This is a genomic window from Maribacter aquimarinus (assembly GCF_047345505.1).
Taxonomy (GTDB): Bacteria; Bacteroidota; Bacteroidia; order Flavobacteriales; family Flavobacteriaceae; genus Maribacter.
Window position 1 is genome coordinate 75,259 of sequence record NZ_JBLFEO010000011.1, and the last position, 14,182, is coordinate 89,440.

Annotated in this window: 15 protein-coding genes; 6 read left to right on the forward strand and 9 right to left on the reverse strand. The window is 52.0% G+C overall.

Translation table 11 applies throughout. The annotated features are described in order from the left end of the window. Positions 1-181: 181 nt before the first annotated feature. Complete coding sequence (locus ACKWCC_RS09785) at positions 182-1,153, forward strand: aldo/keto reductase (RefSeq protein WP_413995748.1); 972 nt, start codon at positions 182-184, stop codon at positions 1,151-1,153. 4 nt (positions 1,154-1,157) lie between these two features. Here the strand turns inward: ACKWCC_RS09785 and ACKWCC_RS09790 are convergent, their stop codons facing one another. The 5 genes from ACKWCC_RS09790 to ACKWCC_RS09810 form a co-directional block, all read right to left on the reverse strand. Beyond that, complete coding sequence (locus ACKWCC_RS09790; RefSeq protein ID WP_413995749.1) at positions 1,158-1,583, reverse strand: VOC family protein; 426 nt, start codon at positions 1,581-1,583, stop codon at positions 1,158-1,160. A gap of 258 nt (positions 1,584-1,841) precedes the next feature. Further along, complete coding sequence (locus tag ACKWCC_RS09795) at positions 1,842-2,690, reverse strand: alpha/beta fold hydrolase (protein WP_413995750.1); 849 nt, start codon at positions 2,688-2,690, stop codon at positions 1,842-1,844. Positions 2,691-2,776: 86 nt separating this feature from the next. Then, positions 2,777-3,148: a cupin domain-containing protein gene (locus ACKWCC_RS09800; protein ID WP_413995751.1), complete on the reverse strand. Its 372-nt coding sequence runs from the start codon at positions 3,146-3,148 to the stop codon at positions 2,777-2,779. A gap of 19 nt (positions 3,149-3,167) precedes the next feature. After that, positions 3,168-3,722, reverse strand: coding sequence for a hypothetical protein (locus ACKWCC_RS09805; RefSeq protein ID WP_413995752.1), 555 nt, complete (start codon positions 3,720-3,722; stop codon positions 3,168-3,170). 327 nt (positions 3,723-4,049) lie between these two features. Beyond that, positions 4,050-5,552, reverse strand: coding sequence for a helicase HerA-like domain-containing protein (locus ACKWCC_RS09810; RefSeq protein WP_413995753.1), 1,503 nt, complete (start codon positions 5,550-5,552; stop codon positions 4,050-4,052). A gap of 187 nt (positions 5,553-5,739) precedes the next feature. Here ACKWCC_RS09810 and ACKWCC_RS09815 point away from each other — a divergent pair, with 187 nt between their 5' ends. Beyond that, complete coding sequence (locus ACKWCC_RS09815; RefSeq protein ID WP_413995754.1) at positions 5,740-6,372, forward strand: 7-carboxy-7-deazaguanine synthase QueE; 633 nt, start codon at positions 5,740-5,742, stop codon at positions 6,370-6,372. A 115-nt stretch (positions 6,373-6,487) separates the two neighbouring features. On the opposite strand, the gene ACKWCC_RS09820 is transcribed toward ACKWCC_RS09815, so the two are convergent. From ACKWCC_RS09820 to ACKWCC_RS09830, 3 genes are all read right to left on the reverse strand, one after another. Then, a complete protein-coding gene (locus ACKWCC_RS09820) occupies positions 6,488-7,039 on the reverse strand; it encodes a GNAT family N-acetyltransferase (protein WP_413995755.1) in 552 nt (183 codons plus the stop codon). Positions 7,040-7,139: 100 nt separating this feature from the next. Continuing rightward, complete coding sequence (locus ACKWCC_RS09825) at positions 7,140-8,009, reverse strand: hypothetical protein (RefSeq protein WP_413995756.1); 870 nt, start codon at positions 8,007-8,009, stop codon at positions 7,140-7,142. A 38-nt stretch (positions 8,010-8,047) separates the two neighbouring features. Beyond that, the gene (locus ACKWCC_RS09830; protein ID WP_413995757.1) at positions 8,048-8,752 is read right to left on the reverse strand and encodes a class I SAM-dependent methyltransferase; all 705 of its coding nucleotides are present in this window, start codon (positions 8,750-8,752) and stop codon (positions 8,048-8,050) included. Between the two features lie 84 nt (positions 8,753-8,836). Here ACKWCC_RS09830 and ACKWCC_RS09835 point away from each other — a divergent pair, with 84 nt between their 5' ends. Beyond that, positions 8,837-9,340, forward strand: a complete 504-nt coding sequence (locus ACKWCC_RS09835; protein WP_413995758.1) for a YkgJ family cysteine cluster protein — start codon at positions 8,837-8,839, stop codon at positions 9,338-9,340. A gap of 288 nt (positions 9,341-9,628) precedes the next feature. Then, on the forward strand, positions 9,629-10,471 hold the full coding sequence (locus ACKWCC_RS09840; RefSeq protein WP_413995759.1) for a sterol desaturase family protein: 843 nt from the start codon (positions 9,629-9,631) through the stop codon (positions 10,469-10,471). 339 nt (positions 10,472-10,810) lie between these two features. On the opposite strand, the gene ACKWCC_RS09845 is transcribed toward ACKWCC_RS09840, so the two are convergent. Next, complete coding sequence (locus ACKWCC_RS09845) at positions 10,811-12,055, reverse strand: exo-beta-N-acetylmuramidase NamZ family protein (RefSeq protein WP_413995760.1); 1,245 nt, start codon at positions 12,053-12,055, stop codon at positions 10,811-10,813. Here ACKWCC_RS09845 and ACKWCC_RS09850 point away from each other — a divergent pair, their 5' ends adjacent. Both ACKWCC_RS09850 and ACKWCC_RS09855 read left to right on the forward strand, forming a co-directional pair. Further along, positions 12,056-13,297 (forward strand): ABC transporter permease, encoded by a 1,242-nt coding sequence (locus ACKWCC_RS09850; RefSeq protein ID WP_413995761.1) that lies wholly within the window; start codon positions 12,056-12,058, stop codon positions 13,295-13,297. It begins immediately after the preceding gene. A 52-nt stretch (positions 13,298-13,349) separates the two neighbouring features. Next, positions 13,350-14,126, forward strand: a complete 777-nt coding sequence (locus ACKWCC_RS09855) for an aldose epimerase family protein (RefSeq protein ID WP_413995762.1) — start codon at positions 13,350-13,352, stop codon at positions 14,124-14,126. Positions 14,127-14,182: the final 56 nt, after the last annotated feature.

Here is a 14,182-nt window from a genome sequence, read left to right on the forward strand (position 1 = left end):
GACTTTTGGCATCGGGGCATCGCCATCGCGATGTGGATTGGATGAAGGTCTGCCCAGCCATCGGTTTTGCAAGGATTTGCAGCCGTACTACCTGCCCGTTCCTTTCAGGCGGGGAATTTCCATTGCTTCATCTGGGTGTAAGGCATCAATTGGGTTTAAGGCACTGAAGAACATACACAATATGGAATATAGAAGATTTGGCAGAACAAATTGGCAAGTGGGCGAAGTGGGCTACGGAATGTGGGGCATGGCCGGATGGACCGCCTCGGACGACAAACAGTCTGCCGAGTCCCTGGACCTGGCGGTGAGCCGCGGCGTGAACTTCTTTGACACCGCCTGGGGCTATGGAGAGGGCCACAGCGAACGGCTCTTGGGTGCGCTCCTTAAACGCCATCCATCCACCAAAATATACACCGCAAGCAAGATCCCACCAAAAAATTTTCAATGGCCGGCAAGGCCCGAATATCGGCTGGAAGACTCCTATCCCGTGGAGCACATTATGGAATACACCCACAAAACCTTAAAAAACCTGGGACAAGAACAGGTGGACCTGCTCCAGTTCCATACCTGGGACGACGGCTGGAGCCAGCGCGAGGAATGGCAGCGCGCCGTAGAGGACTTGAAGTTGGCCGGAAAGATTGGGGCCATGGGCGTCAGTGTGAACAGATGGGAACCCGCCAATGGAATGGAAGCCCTGAAAACGGGCCTTTTGGATGCCGTGCAGGTCATTTACAACATCTTTGACCAAGCCCCTGAAGACGCGCTCTTTCCCTTGTGCAAAGCCCTGGACCTAGGGGTCATTGCCCGTGTTCCCTTTGACGAGGGCACCTTAACGGGCAACATTACCGCCAACACCACCTTTCCAAAGGACGATTGGCGCAGCAGCTATTTTGTGCCCGAAAACCTAAAAAACAGTGCGGCACGTGCAGATGCGCTCCGACCTGTGGTACCCCAGGGGATGACCATGGCCGAAATGGCCCTTCGTTTCATCCTCAGCAACGATGATGTGGGCACCGTCATTCCCGGAATGCGAAAACCGGCCAATGTCTTGGCCAATACCGCCACCAGTGATGGAAAGGGGCTTTCCCAACCCTTGTTGAACCTGCTCAAGAAACACCGATGGGACCGGGTGCCCACCGCTTGGTCCCAATAACGCCCTACGTGGCAAACAACTGCCCCAGGTCCTTAAAGGCCTTGAACTCCAGTGCGTTGCCGGCCGGATCCAAAAAAAACATCGTGGCCTGTTCTCCCGGCTGACCCTTGAACCGAACATAGGGCTCAATGACAAACTTTACCCCTTTGTTTCGCAGCGCTTCTGCAAAAGTGGCAAAGGTGTCCCAAGGGAGCACCACCCCATAGTGGGGCACGGGCACGTCATGGCCATCCACCGGGTTGTGGTGCAGCTCGCTGTTTTCGGCCTTTGGCTTGTAGTGGATCACCAACTGGTGGCCAAACAGATTGAAATCGACCCAAAGGTCGCTGCTCCGGCCCTCTTTGCAATTCAACACTTCCCGATAAAAGGTACGGCACTCCAATAGGTTATGCACCGGAATGGCGATGTGGAAAGGGGTAAGCTGTGTCATTATTTAATCATTTTAGAGGTCAGTAGATAGTTACCTATTTTAAATCGAGTTGTTAGCCTAAATGTCAGGCTGAGCGCAGTCGAAGTCTTCCTTGGCTGGCAAATGGTTCTCGACTGCGCTCGAACTGACAATAGTAAAAATTATTAACCATATTATAATCAAATAATTACCTTGTTTGATGGATAAGTATTTATCTACTGACCTCTAAATCATTCAACTGCGATAAAGGTATAAAAAAAGACTTATTTACCCACCACCTCAGCTTCCCACCCGATTCAAAAAATCAACAATGCGATCGTTCACCTCGTCCTGGTGCATGGAATGTCCCAATCCCTCGGTGCTCATCAATTCACTGCCCTCCCAAGCTTCATGGACCTTTACCGAACCGTGGTAGGGGGTAATGGGATCCCATCGGTCGTGGACCAACAGTCCTTTTTTCGTATTTGCGGAAACAAAGTCCACGGAAGAGCATTCCCTTATGGCCATCCCAAAGCGTTGTTGCACGTAGGTGTCCAGGGCGTTCAGCACTTTGTGGTTAAAACCCAACAGTTTTTGGTAATGGGCCATGGTCTCCTTGAATTCCGCTGGGGCACCTATGGCCACGATGGCGGTCACAACTTCGTTGGGGCGGAGGTGTTCATTGTACAGAATGGCCATGCCCCCCATCGAGTGGCCCACGAGGTATTGGGGCCGGTACCTTTCAATAAGGGCCTGTATGGCCGTGGCATAGCCGGGAATGTGCAAATGGGTACCGTTGCTGTTGCCGTGGGCAGGTGCATCAAAGGCAATGATATGGTAATGGGCGTCCCGCAGTTTCCCAATGAGCCTGTGCCAACGCCACGCATTGCTCTCCCAGCCGTGCACCAAAAGCACGGTCTCTTTGGCGCCCGGCCATTCATAGACCTGTAGTCCATGCCCCGCGACCTCTAGCATCGTTTTCTTGGCGGTGTCCAAAAAGGGGCGCTGATCGGGCCTTACCCTACCCTTGCGTACCTTGGAAAACACCTGAAACGCCGTTTGGGCGGTTCTTTCTGGTGAAAAAAACACCATGATGTTAAAGAAAAAGCCATATAACTTGGTCACAAGTTTGGACACTAGTGTCTGCATACAAACGATTCTTGGGAAATGGGCACAAAACAGCGGCAAAAGTACGGGAAAGCCCCAGAAGAAAAAAAGAGCCCCCGGGGCCGCGGCTAGGCCTCCCTATGGGCCGTGCCCAAGGTAAAGGCCGGGGTGCAGATGGCCACATATTCGCAAGGTTCCGTAAACGGATTGGAATATCTTACCCGCACGTGGCGCCGCACCTTAATGGACTCCCCGGCCTTGAGCACAAGGGTCTCCCCGTTCACCTCAACCTGCTTTTGCCCCTTGACCACCAAGGTGTACTCATCAAAATCAGGGGTCTGGTAGGGTTCGCTCCACCCCGGTGGGGCGATCATGTGTGCCACGCTCATCCCGGCGCTCCCATCGGTGGCCAGGCCAAAGTGTTCGGCAATGTACTTGCCATCTTCCGTGGGAACAAGGAAAGGGTTTCGCTGTAGGCTGTATTTTTCTTTCAAGGACATTCTTTTTACACCTGCCTCATCACTCCCAGCCCACCATAAAATACTTGATCTTGGCGTTGTCCGGAATCTGTACGGCCTCAATTTTCTTACTGGTATCGTATCTGAGATTTTCCGGCAGCTCCTTTTTATCAATGGTAAAATAGGCATCACTGCCGTGCACCAAGATCACCACATTGTTCAGGGAGGTAATGATTTTTTTGATGTCATAGGCCGCCTGGATGTCCTTGAAGGTGCTCTGGGTGCCAATGCCCTTGTCCGTTTTAAAGCGCGGGTCCTGAACCATGACATTCTGTATCTTTGGAATACTGTCCGTGCTCGGGGTAATGGTCAATAAGGGAGCTCCCCCTTTTTCATAAATGTTGATCTTGCTGGCCCCACTTCCAAAACTGAGCTCCACGGTATCCATCACCACGGAATCCTCGGCAAAAATGAGCTCAAGGTCCCTGGCCAGGCTGTTTTTGTCCAATTGCCCCACCTTGCCGTTGGCAATGGTGAACTTGCTGTCCTTCTCCGGGGAGCAGTTCAGTAAAAAAAGTGCGGAGAGCGCCAGCACTATCTGTGTTGTTCCTTTCATCAATGCGATTTCGATTTTTGGGGTCGATGGGTTTCCCTCTTGGTGTTCCATCAACCTTTCACCCTTTACTTACAAAATTACGTTATTATGACTTCTTTAAAAGAAATAGAGGGCATTTTTGATGGACAAAAACCTCTATTTCCCCCTGGTCTTTTAACCCCAATGACGTGCCAGACTTTGGGATTGGGCCATCCACCTGCAACAAAACCAAGCTGCTTGCCACTGGGACATTGGCCGTTTCCGTAATGATGGGGCGAAGGTCCGAACAGCGAATCATCTGGCGCTGATGTGCTGCCGTGATGGCCTTTTTCAATGCATCATCTGGGGTTAACGTATCACTTTTTTCAAGACCCCAAGGACACCCCTGATGAACGTGGCACTGGTAAGCACTTTTACCACCGGGTTCATGCGCGTGCTCCTGCGCGCCGTGGATCGGCGCCTGGGGCTTGCCTTTTCTTCTTGGGCCAGGGTTTCGGCCTTTTCAATTTTTTCGCCCAAGATCTCGTAGGCACTTTCCCGATCCAGAACTTCATTGTACTTGCCCACAAGTTCCGACCCCTTGATAAGGGCTTTCAGTTCAGCATCGTCTAGAACGTCCATGCGGCTCATGGGGGCACGCAAGAGGGTGGCCGCCAGCGGGGTGGGCCTCCCCTTTTCATCCAGGGCCGATATCAAGGCTTCCCCAATGCCCAAGGACGTGAGCACCTCCTTGGTATCATAGAATTCGGATTCCGGGTAGTTTTCGGCGGTGAGCTTTATGGCCTTTCTGTCCCGTGCCGTAAAAGCGCGAAGGGCGTGCTGTACCTTAAGACCCAATTGGGCCAGTACCTCATTGGGCACATCCGTGGGATTCTGCGTTACAAAGTACAGTCCAATGCCCTTGGAGCGGATCAGTTTTACAATGCTCTCAATTTGGTCCAGGAGGGCCTTGGAAGCTTCCTTGAAAATGAGGTGGGCCTCATCAATGAAAAGAATGAGCTCGGGCCGATCGCTGTCTCCCTGCTCGGGAAAGGTGGCGTAGATTTCGGCCAGGAGGCTCAGCATGAACGTGGAAAAGAGCTTGGGGCGGTCCTGTATGTCCGTGAGCCGGATAATATTGATGAAACCACGCCCATCTGCATCAATACGGGTCAGGTCTTTTACATCAAAGGATTTCTCACCAAAGAACCGTTCGGCGCCCTGTTGTTCCAACTCAATGATCTTGCGCAGAATGGAGCCCGTACTGCTCGAGGAAATCCTGCCGTAATCCTTGGAAAACTCCGCTTTACCGGTTCCCGTGGCGTATTGCAGTACCTTTTTCAGGTCCTTGAGGTCCAACAAGGGCATTTTGTTGTCGTCACAGTACTTGAACACCACGGCCATAATGCCCTCTTGGGTCTCGGTGAGGTCTAGGATGCGCGATAGCAAAGTGGGGCCAAATTCGGATACCGTGGCCCTTAGTTTTACCCCGTCCTGTTCGGAAAGCGACAAGATCTCCACCGGGAAGCCCTTGGCCTGGAACGGGAAGCCGATCTTGGCGTGGCGCTCCTCTATTTTAGCATGGCCCGGACTGGGTTTGGCAATACCGCTCAGATCGCCCTTAAGGTCCATTAGGAGCACGGGGATCCCTTTTTCTGAAAGATTTTCGGCCAACACCTGCAAGGTCTTGGTCTTTCCGGTTCCCGTGGCACCCGCAATGAGACCGTGGCGGTTCAAGGTCTTGAGCGGGACCTTTACAAGGGCATTGGTCACTGCCTCCCCCTGAAACATGGCGGCACCCATGGCAATATAATCCCCTTTTGTGGCGTAACCTTGTGCTATATGATCAAAAAACGCTTCTTTACTGGGCATACTTAAAATTTTTGTTAAAAATAGCTGATTTTTACCCAATACAAAAGGGCAGGGCCCTCCCTTTTTTGGCCCCTGCGGTGCAAAAACGCCGTCACAGTGGCGCCATCCCAAAGCGGCCAAGGCCAGCCGTCCCATAAATTGGGGCGCTTCCTTTTTTCAGGGGAAGGGTTATGCCTATCTTTGCACGATGGAAAAAAAGGAGACCATGGCCTTGGTGGACCAAGGACTGTACCTGCCGCTGATGGAGGAATTCTACACCATTCAGGGCGAGGGTTACCACAAGGGCACGGCGGCTTACTTCATTAGGGTGGGCGGTTGTGATGTGGGCTGCCATTGGTGCGATGTAAAGGAGAGCTGGAACGCGGACACCCATCCGCCCACGGACATTGAACGTATTGTGGAGCAAGCGGCCAAGCACTCGGACACCATCGTGGTCACCGGGGGCGAGCCCCTGATGTGGGATATGGCACCCTTGACCAGGGCACTGAAAAAAAGGAACTTAAAAACCCATATTGAAACCTCGGGCGCCTATGAACTTACCGGGGAGTGGGACTGGATCTGCCTATCGCCAAAAAAAAACAAGCTCCCCTTTGGACCGGTGTACGAGCAGGCCCATGAACTCAAAGTGATCGTGTACAACAAACATGACCTCATCTTTGCCGAGGAGCAGGCCGCAAAGACCAATGCGCACTGTATCCTCTACCTACAACCGGAATGGAGCGTACGGGAAAAAGTGACCCCAATGATCGTGGATTACGTGATGCGGCACCCCAAATGGAAAGTGTCCCTGCAAACCCATAAGTACCTGAACATTCCGTAACACCTACCACCGGGGCGGTGTCCGATCAACAGCGCACTATGGCACCTGGCGCAGCCAATGAACGGTAAATGGAAGGTCTGCCCGTTTTTTCCAATGATGGGGAAGTGGCCTGTGGTTATGGGCAATGTTGCCACACCACATTGTTTATGGCATAACAAATACACTTTTCGTGTTCAGGATATTCCCTGAGTTTTGGATGCTTAAATGCTCCCATTTTTTCCATCCCTATTTTTTTCATCACGTTTTCCGATTTGGAATTTTTCTCCGTACAGGTGGCGATGATGCTTTCCAAATGCAAGGTGTTAAAGGCAAACTCAAGGCATTTTCTTGCCCCTTCGGTGGCATATCCTTTTCCCCAGGCATCCTTTTTCAATCGCCAACCTATGTCAATGGCAGGTGTAAATTCAGATATGTATTCTTGAAATGCCAAACCAATAAATCCGATCAATTCCCCATTTTCCCTGTTTTCCGTTGCGAAATAGGTGTAGCCGTTCTTTTTAAAGTGTTTTTGAAAACGCTCCATCAATTCCGCTGATTCCCTTTCCGTCAAGGTTTTGGGAAAATGCGCCATCACTTCCACATCCGCATTCAGTTTCGCAAATGCCGCCAGATCATTTTCTGTCCAATTCCGAAATCCAAGTCTTTTGGAAGTAAATAGATATTCCATTTTCAACCCTTTGTCCGGTTATTCTTGAATTTGTGGCCACTCGGCGGGACACCGCAGCATTGGCACCCAGTGATATGATCACCTTGGTTTTACCGGTTTCTCAGCGCCCCCCATTGGCCTCAAGATCCAAAAGGCACTCCTCTCCCAAGCCGGGGGCAATGGCCCCTTTGCCGGTTTTGGAACCCAACAGCTGCAACACGTTGTTGCCGCTGATCACACAGCCGGGCTCAAAACCCGCGGTATAGGCCCGTAGGTCATGCACGGCCTTGGTTTTGCCCGTGCTGACCCCAAACTGCAGTTCGGCGCGCATTAAACAACCGGCAACATTGCAGTGGTTGGGGGCTTCGGTATCTTCGTGCTCGGGATTCACCGGGGGGCTTCCCAAGTTCACCAAACCGAACAGATGGCCAAATTCGTGGTTCAGGGTGGCGCCTTCCACGTCTCCCCTACTGATGAGGCTGGTGGTGGCCGCCAAGCGACGTATGGTTTCCGCGTGGATGATCATGGAGGTGTTGCGGTACACGGCACCCAAGGTTACCAGGCCCTCGTCCATTTCATCGCCCTCGGCGGGGGCATCGGCAAAATAAATATAGACGGCCAAGGTACTGCCCCGGGTATAGGCCGTTCGGTTCTGGCTTTCCAACTCGGCAACGCGCTCAATGGTAAGCTCCTCTTCGTCTGGAGAGGGCAGTTCCGTAAACTTCATTTGAATGTCTTCCTTGAAGGTATGCTGCTGCAAAAACTCCCGGAATTCGCGCATGGCCTGGTTGGTGGGCCTAAAATTGGTGACATAGGCAATCTCAACTTCCAGTTTGTCGTACCGGGTGTTGGAGAGGATGTCATTTGCGGAATCTCCAGTGCCCCTGAGGTTGGCCGTTTTGTCCACCGGCCCCTCTTCCGTTTCCCTGTCCGTACAGGACATGGCCAGTGCCACAAGGACAAAGAGCAAAAGGCTCCATTTTTTTTTCATCATTTCTTTTTTGGAAAGACAAGTTAGTGGGAATTTTGTTACCGGCACCATAATCTGGCCAAATAGTCGTAATGCTCGCCCTCCTGCACCTTTTCACAGTTAAGGTCATGATGTGCCGCGGCACGCTCCAATGTGTTGAAATCCAGATATAACCAATCAAAAGTCTCCGAAACTTCCCCTTGGTAGGCCATGGTAAAGCCCAGCTCGCCGTAGTAGTCCCGATCTCCGGGCACCCAAAGTCCGCCATCGGCATCAGTTTCATAGAGGTAGGCTAGGTCACTGGAATCCAGCAGTATCTGTCCGCCAGGCTTCAACAAGGTCTTCATCTTGGCCAGATAGGCGTCCAGCTGGGAAAGTTGGCCCACAATTCCCAGGCCGTTCATGAGCAGCAACAAGGTATCGTACCGCGCAGCGGAATGCTCCAAGAAGGTTTGGTGCGCCGTTCTTTGCACCCCCCGAAGTTGGCATACGGCAATGGCTCCGGCAGATCGGTCCAAGGCCGTGACCCTTAACCCCTGTTCCTGAAGCCAAAGGCTATGGCTCCCGGCCCCACAGCCAACGTCCAATACGGTGCCCCTGCACAAGCCCAGGGCCCGCTGTTCCAAAATGGGCATCCCGTCAAAGGACCTGAAGAGATGGGACAAGGGCAGCACATCATCATGTTCCAGAGTGGATAGGGTACGGATATCTTCCGTTGCCCTGCCGTGGTAGTGGTCCAAAAGTGCCTTGCCCAAAATATCCAATGCCGCCTTGTTTTTTCAATTTGGGTACAAAAGTCTCCAATTTCCTGTTCCCTTGCCTACTTTTGCACCAAAAGTTTAGCGGGCATGGAAGAAATAGTGCTAAAACTGCCCCAACGGGCAAGGGAAAAGCAAAAGGAAAACAAGAAGTTCTTTTCCAAACTGCGCAAGAAAACGCCCAAAAATTTGGATTACCAAATGCAGGAACTCCACCGGGAGGAGTTTCAGCGAACAGAATGCCTGCAGTGCGCCAATTGCTGCAAGACCACCGGGCCGCTCTTCACCCAGACCGATGTGGTGCGCATTGCCAAACATCTCCGGTCAAAGCCCCAAAAGTTTGTGGAAACCTATCTGCGAACGGATGAGGACAATGACCTTGTCCTGCAACAATTGCCCTGCCCCTTTTTGGGCGCGGACAACCACTGTGGCATCTATGGGGTGCGCCCCAAGGCCTGCCGGGAATTTCCCCATACCGATCGTAAAAAGTTTCAGCAAATAGGGCACCTCACCCAAAAAAACGTGGCCATTTGCCCGGCCGCCTTCAACATTGTGGAAAACTTAAAGGCACAATTGGCCGCAAAAGGATGGTAAGGAGTATTGAGTACTCATAGTGCGTACCGAGAGGCCATTTTCCTGATTTAGGACGAATTGAATGGGTTCATCCTAAGGCTTTCCTTCCTAAGCCCCTAGTCCTAAGTACTGGTTCTTGCATCTTTTCCCTTGTCTCTTCTCTCTTGCACCAAATAAGCCCAAAGCCCAAAGCCGTTATCAACCTTCAATTTGTGGCAGTGTTCCCACCAGCATTCCGTTGAACCTATAAAAAAGCACCTACGGTTTCACACCAACTTCAAAACTCCAAAAAATCGGTATCTTTAACCAATGGAAAGCATCATTGCCTATTTTGAGACCATTCCCGCCAGTCACCGCTCGCTCATCTTGGTGGGGGGCATTACTTTTTTCTGGATCCTGGAAGGCATCATGCCGCTCTTTAGCACTCCCTACAAAAAATGGCGACACGCGTTGCCCAATCTCTTTTTTACCCTGACCACCATCATTGTCAATTTCCCCCTGGCCTTTTTGTTGCTAAAAACCTCGGATTGGACCATTGCCCATGATTTTGGCATCATCAACTGGCTTCCGGCCATGCCCCTATGGCTCTATGTGCTTTTGGGCCTTATGCTGCTGGACCTCATTGGGGCGTACACGGCACATTGGGTAGAGCACAAGGTAAAACCACTTTGGATGGTGCACTTGGTGCACCACTCGGACCATAATGTGGACACCACCACCGCCAACCGGCACCATCCCCTGGAAAGCCTGGTGCGCTACGGCTTTACGTTGTTGGGGGTCTTGATCGTGGGGGCACCCGTGGGCATCATCATGCTGTACCAGAGCCTTTCCGTGGTGCTCTCCCAGTTCAATCACGCCAACATACAGCTCCCTCCCAAGGTGGACCGGGCCATTAGTTGGCTCCTTGTGTCCCCAGACATGCACAAAGTGCACCACCACTACAAATTACCCTACACGGACAGTAACTACGGCAACATCTTCTCTATTTGGGACCGGTTGTTTGGCACGTACATGGCCTTTGACAGGGACAAAATAGTGTATGGGGTGGATACTTTTCCGGACCAAAAAGAGAATTCCAGTATCCGGGGCCTGCTGAGGCAGCCGTTTCACAAATACCGAAAACCCACGGGATGGGAAGGGGACGTCCCTTAAAACACGCCTTGTTCCAAAGTTTTGATACCATTTCCCAATTGAAAATGGACCGATAAATGGTTTCTTTTTACGCCCTACTTCAACATAAAAATAAGCCGTGGCCGGGCCCTGCCCGATTTTTCTTTTTCGCAGGCCAAGAAATAATTCAATTGCCATGGCTGCCTTTCAAAGGAGAACTGGTATAATGGGCTTACGGCTTATGCACGGACAATGTGCCCACGATTCCCTTGGCCCTGAAATCCAAACCAGGGCACCAAAAGAAAGCGGACGCCCCTGTTGGCCTTTTTTCCGCTACGGGCGGCAACCACTGGGCTTGTGTTCCCAGGGGCCCAAGATCCACTACAGGGGCGTGTAAAGCAGGTACTTGGCCCTGATCTTTTTAAATCGTTCCAAATCTTCTTGCCAACCGGCCTTTATTTCCGCTTCAGACAGTCCGGCCTCGATCTGCTTTTGCAAAAGCTCCGTCCCGGCGTGCTTGGTAAATCCGGAGGTGAGGAAAAACGAGGACTTGTCCGCGGTATTTTGGTAGGCGTCCATAAGCCATTTCAACGAAACCTCGTTCATTCGGGGAATGTTGGACAAGTCCTTGCCGTAGCATTTTTTTCCTTCCTCCTTGGGTGTTTTGGAACCAAAATTGGGACGGGGCACGTAGGTGAACTCATATTGCGTACTGTCCAGAAAAGAGGCCCCGTAACGCTGAAACTGAAATTCCGTTCCACGACCGGCATTGACATTGGTGCCCTCAAAAAGGCCCAAACTGGGATATAGGTGAATGCTGGTATCATTGGGCAGGTTTGGCGAGGGCCTTATGGGCAGGCTGTAGATGGTATCATGGTCCCAATGGTCCAACGGAACCACGTTGAGGTCTGCCTTTTCACCCCCTTCCAACCAGCCCTCGCCATTGATCATCAGGGCATATTCACCAATGGTCATGCCATAGACCAAGGGAATCTGGGTGAGTCCCAAAAAACCGGTATGGGCGGCCTCCATGGTGGGGCCGTCCACATAATGTGCGTTGGGATTGGGACGGTCCAGCACGATCACGGGCAATCCGGCATCCGCCGCGGCCTCCATCACCAGCTGCAGGGTGGCAATGTAGGTGTAGAAACGCACGCCCACGTCCTGTATGTCAAAAAGCAGCACATCCACATCCTCCAAATGCTTTGGGGAGGGCTTTCGGTTTTTTCCGTAGAGGGAGACAATGGGCAATCCCGTTTTATCGTCCATGCCGTCCGTTACTTTTTCACCCGCATCCGCTTGCCCCCTGAAACCGTGCTCGGGTGCAAACACCTTTGTCACCTCAATGCCCGAAGCCATCAGGGTATCTACCAAATGTACCGGTTGGGACGCGGTAAACAGAACACTGGTCTGGTTGGCCACCACGGCCACCCGCTTGCCCCGCAGCAAGGGAAAGTAACGGTCCGTGCGGTTGGCGGCCGTGGTCACCGGGGTGTCCGGAGCACTTAGGTGCTCCGCTGGCGCAACGGATTTGGGCCCAGGTTCCCTGCCTTGGTTTCCGCAGGCCACCAAAGCAAAAAACCATAATAATACTGTACTTTTGAAACAGGATAAAATAAGTGTCATTTGAATCTAGCGTTTTTTATAGCCAAGCGGCTCATCACCGGAAAGGAGCCTAAAATTAGCATTTCCGCGCCGATAATAAAAATCGCCATTACGGCCATAGCCCTGGGCGTGATCATGATGCTCATTGCCCTGGCCACGGGAGTGGGCCTCAAAGAAAAGATCCGTGAAAAGGTCACCGCCTTTAACGGTCACGTACAGATATACAATTACGACAACAACAACTCCCAGGTCTCCGTGGTGCCGGTATCCAAAAATCAGGATTTCTATCCGGAGTTCAAGGATGTTTCCGGGGTGGAACACGTGCAGGCCGTGGCCACCAAGGGGGGCATCATCCGTACCGAGACCACTTTTGAGGGCATCATTGCCAAGGGCGTGGGGGCCGACTTTAAGTGGGAGGTGATGGAAGAATTTCTCGTGGCCGGCTCCCTGCCGGACTATTCGGAAAACCTGAACACCGAGGTGCTCATCTCCAACATACTGGCCAACAAACTGCAATTGAAGGTGGGCGATCGCTTTTTTACCTTTTTCCTCACGGACAATGACACAGAACGCTTGCCCAACCAACGCAACTTTACCGTTACCGGCATTTATGACAGCGGTTTTGAGGAAATAGATGCCCTTTACATCTTTACGGACATAAGGCACATACAGCGCATGAACCAATGGAAGGAGGACGAAGTGGGAAACTTTGAGGTTTTCCTGACCGACTTTGATGCCATAGACGAAAAGAGCGCCGAAATCTACGGAAAGACCTTGGCCAATTTGGATACCCGCACCCTAAAGGACAAATACTACAAGATTTTTGAATGGATCGGCCTGTTCGATTTTAACATAGCCCTGATCATTGGCATCATGATCATTGTGGGGGGCATTAACATGATCACGGCCCTTTTGGTGCTCATCCTGGAGCGCACCCCCATGATCGGCGTCCTCAAGGCCTTGGGCGCCAACGACTGGACCATAAGGAAGGTGTTTCTTTACAATGCCGCCTACCTGATCGGCAAGGGGCTCCTATGGGGCAATGCCATTGGCCTGGGCATGCTGTTCTTGCAACAACGCTTTAAACTGTTCAAGTTCCCCAACCCGGAGGAGTACTACATTGAGCACATTCCGGTGCACATCACCGCCACGACCATTCTGCTCTTGAACCTGGGCGTTCTGCTGCTGTGCCTGCTCATGCTGGTGATCCCCTCGCACATCATTACCAAGGTAAGTCCGGTAAAGGCCATTAGGTTCGAGTGATCGCAACAGGGGAAACCAACGTTTACCATAATAGCGCAACAAAACTTGCAAGATGACAATACTGAAACACAAGGATCAAACGGTACGGATTGACGGGGGCGAACTGGTGGGATACGCCGTGGACGGCCACGAATTCATCCACCAAAAGGGAAGTCCGGGATGGCGCAGTTCGGACACCGAGATGTTTCCCATCATTGGCCCCACCGATACCGCCAATTTCAGGGTGGCCACGCCAAGGGGCCATGCAGTGCAGGACCAGCACGGGCTGCTCCTTGAAATGCCCTACCAAAAAGTGGAGGAAAATGACCTTTGCGCCGCGTTTGTAAAAGAATATGCCGCCAACACCCCTGTGGCCAACGCCAAGTATCCCGGGAAATCTACCGAAGCCCAACTCCAATGGCCTTATGACTTTAGCTTCACAAAACGCTTTCTCCTAAAGGATCAGGGCCTATCCATCTCATTTGAAATCCAGGGCGAGGAAGGGATGCCCTTTATGCTGGGCTACCATCCGGCCTTTAAGGTGCACTCGGATTCGGCAACCATCCGCACCAACAACCAACAGCTCACCCTGGCCCAGGTAATGGCCGTGGGCAGCAGGGCCATGCCCATCTTGGACCAAAACAGCATCCTCTTGGAAGACACCAGAACCCTTGAGGTGAGAACAACGGGATTCCCGCATTTTATGCTGTGGACGGAGGTGCCCAACATGGTCTGTATGGAACCCATTACCTTTTATCCGTATGCCGTGCCCCAGGCAAAGCTTCACCAAGGGTTCCAAACCCTGGGAAAAGACCGGCGGCACTACTCCGTGCTTCTTACGGCACATTGATTATTTTTTTTTGATGGATGGATGTTTTGAAGGATGCCCTCCCCTTGGTTCCGATG